We start from the raw sequence: 8871 nt of genomic DNA on the forward strand, positions 1-8871 counted from the left end.
GCCGGCTGCAGAGGATCGCCGATCAGCTCAAGGTGCCGGTCGAGACGTTTTTTGCCAGCTCTCAGGGAAACGACGACCAGGAGGCCGTTGTCCCGGCCGTCTCCAATGACCCGAAGGTGGTGGAACTCGTCCTCGCGTTCATGGGTATCGCCGACGAGACCACACGCGATAGCGTCCTCTCCATCGTGAAGGCCGCCGCTACGATACAACGAAAGCGTGCTGGTCAGGCATAGGGCCCACCGAACAGGTCGCCCATCGCCTTGCGCTGGAACAGCGTGTGCCAGCGCCGGCGCCGATGCTCCGGCCGGTCGTGGATCATGTGGCAGCGCTGGCAGAAGGCCACGAGGTTAGCGTCGGCGTTGTTCGAGGTGTCGTGATCGCGATGGGCTGCGGCCAGGACGACATGGGTCCTGCGGGCGCGGCCGAGGATGTCGGTACCCGACCTGATCCGGATCCGGCGTCCCCATCCGTCGCGCCAGCGGCTGGCCTCGGCGTCCCACCAACGGCCATCGCCGAGGTGGTAGACTATTCGCCCGTGCGGGCGACCGCAGCTCTCACAGCGGCCCTGCGCCCGGCCGAAGCGGATCGCCATCGACAGCTCGCGCCAGTCGATCGGGTAGAAGAAGCGGTGCTCGGGCCGGATCGGCATGGTGGTGGCACTGTGCCACCCAGCGTGAAGAAAGCGTAGCCGTAGGGCGCCCCTACCTACCGCTCATGGACATGTCCGACCTCGAATTCTGGGCGCTCCTCACCATTGCGATCCTAGGCCTGTTCGTGCCGGTGATCATTGTGTGGTGGAAGGGCCGCCCGATCATGCCGATCGCGGTGCTGAGCCTCGCGTTCTGGCCTGGCGCGCCGATCCTGGCGCTGCGGTTGCGACGCCGTCAGGATCTGTAACTTCAATCATGGCGGGAGCCTGAACGATACCGACCGTGGGGCTGTTTGCTCCCGGGTTGATCGAACCGATCGGCCTGGAGGAATGTCCATGTCGATCAAGACAATCGCTCTTGCTGCCGCGCTCTCTGTCGCGCTGGTAGGAGCAGCAATGGCGCAGACACCTGCTGGCGGCGGTAGCGCCGAAGGCAACATGAACAACCCGGGCAGCGTAAAGAGCTCCTCTCAGAAGCGGATGGGAGGCCAGACCGGCATGATGGGACGGCGACACATGACCCGTCACCGGCGTCATCACATGCGCCGCTCCCGCATGTGATCTCGGACATGGCAGCCCCGCAGCTGTAAAACAGCGGGGCTGGTTTCAATCAAACGGTGCGGCCGGTCACCTGCACTGCCGTCCCGTCCGCGATCTGTGCCTTAAGCTAGCTAGGCCAGGCCATCCTTGGCAGCCTTGTCTGGATCGTCGGGCTTGCTCTCGGCATCCTGTACAACGTCTTTGCTCTCAGGCTCGCTGCCTGCCGTCGGGTCAGGTACGTTGACGTTCCGGATCGGCACCGTAGGCGGCACCACGCTCACGCCATGAGGCTTGTCGGTCTCGGTCATCGGTATGCCGCTCCCAGTGACACCGGCACGTCGTGCGGACCAATGACTCGCCCGGCATCATCCCCCAAGGTCGCAGATCCTGCACGATTGGCAATCAGGTTTGCGAACCCGTGGCTTACCGCATCTTGCCGTGCCCAGCCGTCTCGCGACGCACCACAAGCTTACGAATAGCTCAGTACCTCGAAGGCATCACACCACACCCACTGAAGGCGCCGGGACCCATATCGCCGTGGTCCGCGCCCTCAAGCCGAAGCCGATCGAAACACCGCGGCGCAGCTCGAAACAGCGCCGACGCTCTCGGACGTTCGTACCTGTTCGGGAAGGCTCGGAGATGTTCTCTGCACACCTGTGCACCCCAGTGCGGATCGGCTCGCCCGGCACGACCCGTGACTACGGGTGCCTTGGTCTGTAGGCGGAATAATCCCGCCTCCGCGCCCCTGTTCGGTCCCGGTTCGGCACCGGTCATGGCCGCCTCATGGGACCTCGTTACTCGACGTTGCGCCCTCCGTCTTGAGCCTATGCCCGCGCAGCACGGCCCAGACCTACGATCCCCGCGCCTGACCTCTCACCCCGGCGTTCCGCAGCATCCCGTAGAACTTGCCTGGGTCGAACATGGCCCGTGCCTGCTGCAGCGAGATCGGCCGGCCGCCCGGCGCTTCGCCTCCGGTCGTCCCACCGACCTTCTGTCCCTGCCCCTGCTTCTGCTGGCCGCCGGCGATGCTCTTGAGGGCGTTGCCGATCTGGGCGTAGGGGCTGGCCTCCTGCTGCGGCTGACGCCTTCCCCGGCGACCGGGTTGCACCCGAATATCGGGCCTCTTCGGAACCGGTGTTCTGATGCGCGCGCCAGAGATAGGGGTTTCAGGCCTTTTAGGGGTTTGTTTCATCCCAACGCGAGGAACTGTCAGGGTCAATTTGCACCTGCATGTTGCGGGTGTGCCCGCGCCCGCAAGCGCACACACACATGACAGTTTGCGTGTAGCGGCCAAAACGAACACCTCTAATCCGTCAAACCCCTATCACCCCGGGGATAGGGGCGCCCGGTGATCCCCGCTGCCGACGCCTGGGGGCCGTTCCGACCCGACCTCGACCCTGCCGAGCGGCTCGCCCAACTGCGGTCGATGCGGGCCATCGTCCATTTGACCACCGGGCCTCGGGGCGATGCCCTCGCCCGTGAGCTGCGCCTCGCCGAGCAGGATCTCGCGCACCTGCCGGCCGCCGTCGCAGCGCTAGACCGCCGGCACGCGCTGGCGTCGTTCGCCCGCCTCTATCGCACCGACTGACCTGGAGAGCCCATGCCGAGCGCTAGAACCACCGCCCGCCGCGCAGCGGTCCGGGCTGAGGATTCCTCACCCGATCAGGTCGCCTCCTCTATCCTGGTGCTGCTCTCGGGCATCGAGCGCCACGATCCTAGAGCGCCTGCAGCTCTGGCCTTCCGTACCGCTCTGGCCCGCAAGGGGCGCGAACTCGCCAAGGCCGGCGGCCCGGCGGCGTTCGCCGACATGCTCGCCCGGATCCGCGCCGCCGATCCAGCCCAGGCCGATGCGCGCGAGACCATCCTCACCACCGCGTGGGCCGGCCTGCTACCGGTACCGGAGGGAACTTGAGATGAGCGCCGTCCGATCAACTGCCCATCTGGCTCAGCATCCGCTCAAGCCTGTCGAGCAAGCCGTCGAGTTCGCCAACTGCAGCAATCAGCTCGTCGACGGATCCCCGCCATGGGTCCATCGGATCATGCGGTATGTCCCTCAGCAGCGTCCTGATGCCCGCCACTTGCGCGCGTCCGGCCGTAACCGCCGCTTCGATCAGGGCCGGATCGGCTGGCACGATCGTTCCGTCGGCGGTTCGGCGACCAAGCAGACGCTGCATCGCTGCCAAATTCACGGCCAGCGTGTGCAGGTTGGTCGACACAGGAGCGGCCGTCATGAGTTCGCTTTAGACGCCGGCAGGGGCGGCAGTTCGGCCAAATCGAACAGCACGCGAACGCCTTGGATCGCCGCCACCGTCTCGCAAGCCGCCCCTTGCGTGCGCGCTCTGCGTTCCAGATCCGCTAAGCGGATCCCGAACACCTCGGCCTGGCGCCGGTTTCGTTCAGAGGGAAATTCGCCCAACAGGTCGATGAGCTCGACCATGAGCGAACGCGGAACGACCATCTCGGTAGGAGATTGCATACGCCCGTACTCCTGCGGCCCGAGTTGGACAGGCTGCATTGGGTCGAGCGCGCGCGCATTCACACAGATCAGAGCCAAGCGCAGTCATCTGCCGACGGTCATCAAGTGTACGTATGGGACGGCCCCTTCGACCGCGGAACCTGACCGGAGCGCCGCCATGGGCGACCTGATCACCCTCCCCGCCCTGCCGGTTGAGCGCCTGCGCAAGGTGCACAGCTACGGCTTCGCCGCCGGGCTGATCCTAGTGCTGATGCTCGACACGAACGAGGGCGCGCACATGCCGTTGCGCCTGTCCGCGGTCGGACCCGAACCCATCGGCACCGTGACGCTCTCCACGTTCCCGCACATGGGCGAGGGTCGCCGGCAGGCCGACAAGGTGGCGGTGTCTGCCCTGCGCGCCCTGCAGCACGCCGAATGGACCATCCCGGGGAGCGCAGCATGACGGCCGGTCTGGAGACCTTCGCCAAGGTGCGAGCGCTGCACGACAGCACCACCAACCCGGGCGAGAAAGCATCGGCCGCAGCCCGGATGAAGGCGCTCGCCAACAAGGCTGGGATGACGGTTGATCAGGCCGTGTCCAAGTTGGACGCCCCGCCGGTGACGATCGTCGCGAGCCGCACCGTCAACATGGCCGACTTCTTCGACACTCCGTATTTCAGGGAGCAGAAGGCCGAGCAGGACCGCGAGCGTGCCGTGCGCTGGCAGGAAGTGCTGGCCGAGTACGGATCTGAGGCGGCGGTATTTGAGCCCGGTGATTGGGAGCGGGCGTTTTCCGAGGCGGCCGCCCCGTTCCGCCCAGATGACGGATACGGCCTCCGCAACTGGAACTACGTCACATCTCGGGACGATCCGGATCCTGAGATCGTGGCCGCCATTGCTGGCGCCTACCCCATGCCGGCTACCGTCCAGCATGCGTGGACCGAATTTATGTTCTGGGACAAGCTCGGGCGCGACCGGGAGGCACGAGGGACTGGATGCGGCGACCACGCCGAAGAGGTTTCCTTCCGTCTGGTTCTGGTCGAGCGGCTGTTGGACACGATGCCGGCCGCAGGACTCAATGACCTCCGCGCCCGCATGTCCTGGCTGGAATGGTTAAACGCGCTCGGGTCGCCGTGCGAGGACAAGCAGCGCGTCCGCCTCACCGCCCTCCGCGCCGACATCGAGCGCATGGCCCAGCGGCTCCGCGACCAAGACGCCGAGCCCCAGCCCGTCTAAAATGGACAGAAAGGGGAGGCACAGTCTGCCCACCCCTCTCATGCCTCAGATTTGAGGGGTAAACCTGCGCCTGTCCAATCTGAACACGCTAAAGGGGGTGGCGCTTCACCACCTCCCTTGCGCCGGACTAATGCCGACAAGCGCCGCGACGTGCTCTCGCTGCTCGGCCAGGAGCTTCCGGACCGCGAGATTGCCCGCCTAGCAGGCGTCTCGCCTACCACCGTCGGCGCAATCAGGAGGTCACAGCCATGATCGCCGCCCTCCCCGATCCGCCGACCGTCGCCAGCATTCTCACCCTCGTGCAGAGCATCGAGCGCTACGGCCCGAATGCCCCGGCTGCTGCCGCCTTTCGTAGCGCCCTGCGCCGCAAGGGCATTGAGGCCGACAACATCGGGGGTCTCGCAGCCCTCGACGCACTGGCGGACGCGGTTGTAGCTGCCGACCCAGACCGTGCCGACACCAGGATCGCCATCATCCGTGCCGCCTGGGCCGATCTGTTGCCACGTCCTGGCGGGAGGGCTCGGCCATGACGCCCCACGAGCGCGCCTACCAGCCGAGTCCGATCTCCTTCGTCCGCTCGGCGGGCTTTGCGCTTCCCAGCCACCAGAGCAGGGCGTTCAGGGCGATCAGCGCTTCTGGCCTCATATCGGATTGGAACAAACCACGTCGATCGAGGTCCTGCGCAAATGCATCGGAGGCCACCAGCGCATCCTCTATCGCCGCCTCTAGTGGCGATGTCGTCACAACCCGGCGGCGCAGGTTCGCCACCGTGTTCTCTGCCGTCAGCCGTACCGTATCGCCCATCCTACCCGTCGCGGTCTCGACGATATCGATCCAAGGCCACAGGGCTATGGCGAGGATCGGGGGGAGATTACCAGTCTCGTGCGCGCGCGGCATCGTTTTGACACCGATTTGCTCGATGTGCGAACCGTCGGAGAACGAGATCATGAGCGGAGCAGCGTCGTCTGGCACGATGCGATCCTGCATTATCACCTCGTCTGCATGCCATCCGTAGCTTGATAATCCGTGCCGGAGCGTCGCTCAGCCCCGCCTCGGACCTTGGTGATTACAGGTTTAGGGACGCGATCCCTGCCAGATATAAAGAATGGTCCCACCCTCGACTTCACAGCGCGTTCGGAAAGCATCGTAAGCGTGCGACGAACTGACGGCTGTGAGAATAGGCGAGGCCGCCACCAGCAGGGCAAGGCCGCCACACAGGGACAACAAGAACCAATTTACGGCACCGAGAGTGGGACGCTTTGGCTCCTCCGTCCACTCGTGCATCGGCGGTACGGGCGCCAGGAAGGCCAAGGTCATGCTGGCCCAAGCGAGCACAGCCATGGTCTAACGGAGCCTGTGAACGGCTACAGGCTTCTCGGCTTGGATGCTTGGCTCCGCCTTCTGTACCAGGGCGACGAGACCCACGAACGGACCAAGGCTGAGCACGACGAGTAGCAGGATTGCCGTCAAAGCTTGAGCATGCCGTCTGGCTATCTGGATCAGCGCGCAGCCGAAGGTGAAGGCGGAGGCCATCAGAACTGCGAGCACCTGCTCGGTCATGACATAGCCCGTTGGCCCGAACTCCCATCCGCTCATGTGATGGCGTATGTGAACGGCCGACCCTGCGGCTCGACCGCCGTCCGGTCTCCCAGGACACTGCGGGCAGAGGCGATAATCTGGACGGTCTGCCTGCGGTCACAGGCGGTCCGCGCCATGATCTCAAGATCGCGTAGATATGAGATCAGCAGCTCGCGCGGAACTTCATCTGTGTTAAGGGCATCATCGACATTGGATGACACTTTGCGCTCAAGCTCGGTCCAAAAATCCGTTGGAATTTGCGGTTGATTGTTCATGAATGCCGCTTGATCTGAATTTCCCAGAGCATTTTGGACATGCGAAAATCAGGCGCTTTATCTAATGTTAGGTTTAGATCATTTTGTTAATGGCGGCGTTGGCCGTGGTGATCCCGGCTCAAACCCAATCAACGAACTCGACACCGATTTGCCCGCCCTCGCGCCACACCGCACGGCACCGACGCGAACCTCCAGATAGGTCGGTGGCCAGCTCGAACTGATCCGGTACCGCCTCGGGCCGGGACACCAGCAGCCGCGCGCCGCTGACCGAGATGTCGACGATGGTGCACCCGGCCATCCATCCGCCATGCGAGATGACCGCGGCCTTCGAGACAGGGCTGCGTGCGGAACGAGCGGGAAGAGCGGACATCGAGCAGCTCTCAGCGATGATTGGCGCCGAGAATAGACCTGAAAGGTTGCGCAATAGCCGGCGTGGAGCCGATGCCGGCTCCGTCTACCAGCCGAGCCCCAATTCTCCCGTGACCGCATTAGGCTTCGCCTCTTGAAGCCACACGATCAGTTCACTGAGTGCCGCCAAGGCGTCTGCACGCAGACGTTCAACGTCCGCTCGCCGTTCATCCAGCGCGACCGCTAGGATGTCGGTCGCCATCCGAGTCTGTACGAGTGCGTGATCCAGCAGGGGCGTCGGTACGATCCGTCGCCGAATGCCGGAGGAGGAGTTCGCGGCCGCCGCGGACAGGTGTTCGCCCATGCCGATGGTCGCCGTCTCAACGACGTTGATCCAAGGCTGCAATCCGATGGCAAGCGTAGACGGAAGGCTATCTGTGCTGGGGGTACGCGGCATGATCGGCGCCGTTCACGTCTGTCGATGACGAATTAGCGTAGGCGGCTGCGACAGGCTCGGCCGTTGCGCTGACCATGATGCGCTTAACTCTTACCGTTGGTGCTTGGGACTGGATGTCTGTCAGCCGAATGCCTATCGTGAAATCTCATAGCCGGTGCTATCTATTCAGACGAACCCGCTGCCGTGGCTGTTTCTTGTCTGTTGTTTACAGCCACGCCCACCGCTGAGATCCGACCATGCCGGGTGACGGAAAACCATTCGTAGAAGGCCAGTCCGGCAACCCAGCCGGGCGCCCCCGCGGCTCTCGCAACCGCTCCACGTTGGCCCTGGAAGCCATCTTCGAGGGCGAGGCCGAGGCCTTATCCCGCAAGGCCATCGAGCAGGCCCTGGCCGGCGACGGCGGCGCCATGAAGCTGTGCCTCGACCGTCTGCTGTCGCCCAAGCGCGACCGCTCCATCACCTTCGACCTGCCGGTGATCGAGACGGCCGAGGATCTGCCCAAGGCGACCGAGGCGCTGCTGCGCGCCGTGTCCTCCGGCGAGATCACCCCGTCTGAGGCCGCCGATGTCGGTAAGGCGGTATCTGCCCACATTGAGGCGATCACGGCGGCCGACCTGCACCGCCGCCTCGCCGCACTGGAGGGACAGGGAGCATGAGGATCCGAGAGATCGAGACTCGCATCATGCGGCTGGAGCGGAAGACCCCGGGCTTTCTGCCGGGGCCGGACCGCTACACCGATCAGGAGCTGGACGCCCTGATCACCTGGCTGAAAGAGCCGGATCCGGCGACCGAGGAATGGGCAGCCGGCCTGCTGCGCCGAGAGGGAATGATCCAATGAGGATCAAGGAGATCGAGGCAAAGATCGCCCGGCTTGAGGCCAGCCCCCGGTTCAGTGGCCTGGCCCGCCTTTCCGACGCGGAGCTCGATCGACAGATCGTGGACGGGCTGAACGGTATGGTGACAGAGTGGCCGTCCTTCGGCGCCATGGTGCTAGGCCTCGAGGCATCCCCTCACTCGGCCGACAAAGAAATGGCTGGCCAAATCGAAGCGTTCATCACCGATTGGCAGGCGCAGCAGCGGGAGAAGGCGATGTGATAGACCAACCAGTGACTTGGAGGCGGTGACGATGACGAGGACCGAGAGCGGCCAGTATCGGTTCATCGCGAAGGAGGACGCTGACGGGCGCCCTCGCCTCGTCCTGGAACCAAGAGGCGAGCCGATCTCCGCCTTTGGGGATGCGGTGCTGGGCCTCGATCTACGGGATAGTGTGACCTACGCCCATGCCCAGCAGATTGCGGAAATCCTGAATGACCAGGTGACCGGTATGTCTGTG

At 64.6% G+C, this 8871-nt stretch carries 21 protein-coding genes and 1 pseudogene; 12 read left to right on the forward strand and 10 right to left on the reverse strand.

Annotation, left to right across the window (positions count from 1 at the left end):
* Window positions 1-233: pseudogene (locus tag MKL09_RS29605) on the forward strand (transcriptional regulator); the annotation flags it as partial.
* Here MKL09_RS29605 and MKL09_RS29610 read toward each other — a convergent pair.
* Window positions 224-649 carry a hypothetical protein gene (locus MKL09_RS29610; RefSeq protein WP_244025536.1) on the reverse strand — a complete coding sequence of 142 codons (426 nt, stop codon included), beginning with the start codon at window positions 647-649 and terminating at the stop codon, window positions 224-226. The pseudogene MKL09_RS29605 and the gene MKL09_RS29610 overlap by 10 nt on opposite strands.
* A gap of 71 nt (window positions 650-720) precedes the next feature.
* Between MKL09_RS29610 and MKL09_RS29615 the strand changes: the two genes are divergently transcribed.
* Together MKL09_RS29615 and MKL09_RS29620 are read left to right on the forward strand one after the other, a co-directional pair.
* Complete coding sequence (locus MKL09_RS29615) at window positions 721-897, forward strand: hypothetical protein (RefSeq protein WP_244025537.1); 177 nt, start codon at window positions 721-723, stop codon at window positions 895-897.
* A gap of 88 nt (window positions 898-985) precedes the next feature.
* Window positions 986-1210 carry a hypothetical protein gene (locus tag MKL09_RS29620; RefSeq protein ID WP_243945114.1) on the forward strand — a complete coding sequence of 75 codons (225 nt, stop codon included), beginning with the start codon at window positions 986-988 and terminating at the stop codon, window positions 1208-1210.
* A 110-nt stretch (window positions 1211-1320) separates the two neighbouring features.
* On the opposite strand, the gene MKL09_RS29625 is transcribed toward MKL09_RS29620, so the two are convergent.
* Together MKL09_RS29625 and MKL09_RS29630 are read right to left on the reverse strand one after the other, a co-directional pair.
* Window positions 1321-1497: a hypothetical protein gene (locus MKL09_RS29625; RefSeq protein WP_167367914.1), complete on the reverse strand. Its 177-nt coding sequence runs from the start codon at window positions 1495-1497 to the stop codon at window positions 1321-1323.
* 542 nt (window positions 1498-2039) lie between these two features.
* Window positions 2040-2297 (reverse strand): hypothetical protein, encoded by a 258-nt coding sequence (locus tag MKL09_RS29630; RefSeq protein WP_244025538.1) that lies wholly within the window; start codon window positions 2295-2297, stop codon window positions 2040-2042.
* A 240-nt stretch (window positions 2298-2537) separates the two neighbouring features.
* On the opposite strand from MKL09_RS29630, the gene MKL09_RS29635 reads away from it, so the two are divergent.
* Window positions 2538-2777, forward strand: coding sequence for a hypothetical protein (locus MKL09_RS29635; RefSeq protein WP_244025539.1), 240 nt, complete (start codon window positions 2538-2540; stop codon window positions 2775-2777).
* 12 nt (window positions 2778-2789) lie between these two features.
* A complete protein-coding gene (locus MKL09_RS29640) occupies window positions 2790-3101 on the forward strand; it encodes a hypothetical protein (RefSeq protein ID WP_244025540.1) in 312 nt (103 codons plus the stop codon).
* Between the two features lie 16 nt (window positions 3102-3117).
* Here the strand turns inward: MKL09_RS29640 and MKL09_RS29645 are convergent, their stop codons facing one another.
* On the reverse strand, window positions 3118-3405 hold the full coding sequence (locus MKL09_RS29645) for a hypothetical protein (RefSeq protein WP_244025541.1): 288 nt from the start codon (window positions 3403-3405) through the stop codon (window positions 3118-3120).
* An 11-nt stretch (window positions 3406-3416) separates the two neighbouring features.
* Window positions 3417-3665, reverse strand: a complete 249-nt coding sequence (locus MKL09_RS29650; protein ID WP_244025542.1) for a hypothetical protein — start codon at window positions 3663-3665, stop codon at window positions 3417-3419.
* Between the two features lie 157 nt (window positions 3666-3822).
* On the opposite strand from MKL09_RS29650, the gene MKL09_RS29655 reads away from it, so the two are divergent.
* The 3 genes from MKL09_RS29655 to MKL09_RS29665 all read left to right on the forward strand — a co-directional run bounded on the left by MKL09_RS29655 (window position 3823) and on the right by MKL09_RS29665 (window position 5410).
* A complete protein-coding gene (locus MKL09_RS29655) occupies window positions 3823-4107 on the forward strand; it encodes a hypothetical protein (RefSeq protein ID WP_244025543.1) in 285 nt (94 codons plus the stop codon).
* On the forward strand, window positions 4104-4880 hold the full coding sequence (locus MKL09_RS29660; RefSeq protein WP_244025544.1) for a hypothetical protein: 777 nt from the start codon (window positions 4104-4106) through the stop codon (window positions 4878-4880). Before MKL09_RS29655 ends, MKL09_RS29660 begins: the two co-directional genes overlap by 4 nt.
* A gap of 248 nt (window positions 4881-5128) precedes the next feature.
* Entirely contained in the window at window positions 5129-5410 is a 282-nt protein-coding gene (locus tag MKL09_RS29665; protein ID WP_244025545.1) for a hypothetical protein, read from the forward strand.
* Window positions 5411-5426: 16 nt separating this feature from the next.
* On the opposite strand, the gene MKL09_RS29670 is transcribed toward MKL09_RS29665, so the two are convergent.
* The 5 genes from MKL09_RS29670 to MKL09_RS29690 form a co-directional block, all read right to left on the reverse strand.
* Window positions 5427-5867 carry a hypothetical protein gene (locus tag MKL09_RS29670; protein ID WP_244025546.1) on the reverse strand — a complete coding sequence of 147 codons (441 nt, stop codon included), beginning with the start codon at window positions 5865-5867 and terminating at the stop codon, window positions 5427-5429.
* Between the two features lie 357 nt (window positions 5868-6224).
* Window positions 6225-6440 (reverse strand): hypothetical protein, encoded by a 216-nt coding sequence (locus MKL09_RS29675; RefSeq protein WP_244025547.1) that lies wholly within the window; start codon window positions 6438-6440, stop codon window positions 6225-6227.
* Between the two features lie 32 nt (window positions 6441-6472).
* Complete coding sequence (locus MKL09_RS29680) at window positions 6473-6733, reverse strand: hypothetical protein (protein ID WP_244025548.1); 261 nt, start codon at window positions 6731-6733, stop codon at window positions 6473-6475.
* A 118-nt stretch (window positions 6734-6851) separates the two neighbouring features.
* Window positions 6852-7103: a PilZ domain-containing protein gene (locus MKL09_RS29685; RefSeq protein ID WP_244025549.1), complete on the reverse strand. Its 252-nt coding sequence runs from the start codon at window positions 7101-7103 to the stop codon at window positions 6852-6854.
* A gap of 84 nt (window positions 7104-7187) precedes the next feature.
* Window positions 7188-7538, reverse strand: a complete 351-nt coding sequence (locus MKL09_RS29690; protein WP_244025550.1) for a hypothetical protein — start codon at window positions 7536-7538, stop codon at window positions 7188-7190.
* A gap of 236 nt (window positions 7539-7774) precedes the next feature.
* Here MKL09_RS29690 and MKL09_RS29695 point away from each other — a divergent pair, with 236 nt between their 5' ends.
* The 4 genes from MKL09_RS29695 to MKL09_RS29710 all read left to right on the forward strand — a co-directional run.
* Entirely contained in the window at window positions 7775-8194 is a 420-nt protein-coding gene (locus tag MKL09_RS29695; protein WP_244025551.1) for a DUF5681 domain-containing protein, read from the forward strand.
* On the forward strand, window positions 8191-8376 hold the full coding sequence (locus MKL09_RS29700; RefSeq protein ID WP_244025552.1) for a hypothetical protein: 186 nt from the start codon (window positions 8191-8193) through the stop codon (window positions 8374-8376). The genes MKL09_RS29695 and MKL09_RS29700 overlap by 4 nt, the downstream gene beginning before the upstream one ends.
* Window positions 8373-8633, forward strand: coding sequence for a hypothetical protein (locus MKL09_RS29705; RefSeq protein WP_244025553.1), 261 nt, complete (start codon window positions 8373-8375; stop codon window positions 8631-8633). The genes MKL09_RS29700 and MKL09_RS29705 overlap by 4 nt, the downstream gene beginning before the upstream one ends.
* Before the next feature lie 31 nt (window positions 8634-8664).
* Window positions 8665-8871, forward strand: a 207-nt coding sequence (locus tag MKL09_RS29710; protein ID WP_244025554.1) for a hypothetical protein, incomplete at its 3' end; no start/stop codon positions are given.

The sequence above is a fragment of the Methylobacterium sp. J-048 genome (assembly GCF_022829515.1).
In the GTDB taxonomy this organism is placed as follows: domain Bacteria; phylum Pseudomonadota; class Alphaproteobacteria; order Rhizobiales; family Beijerinckiaceae; genus Methylobacterium.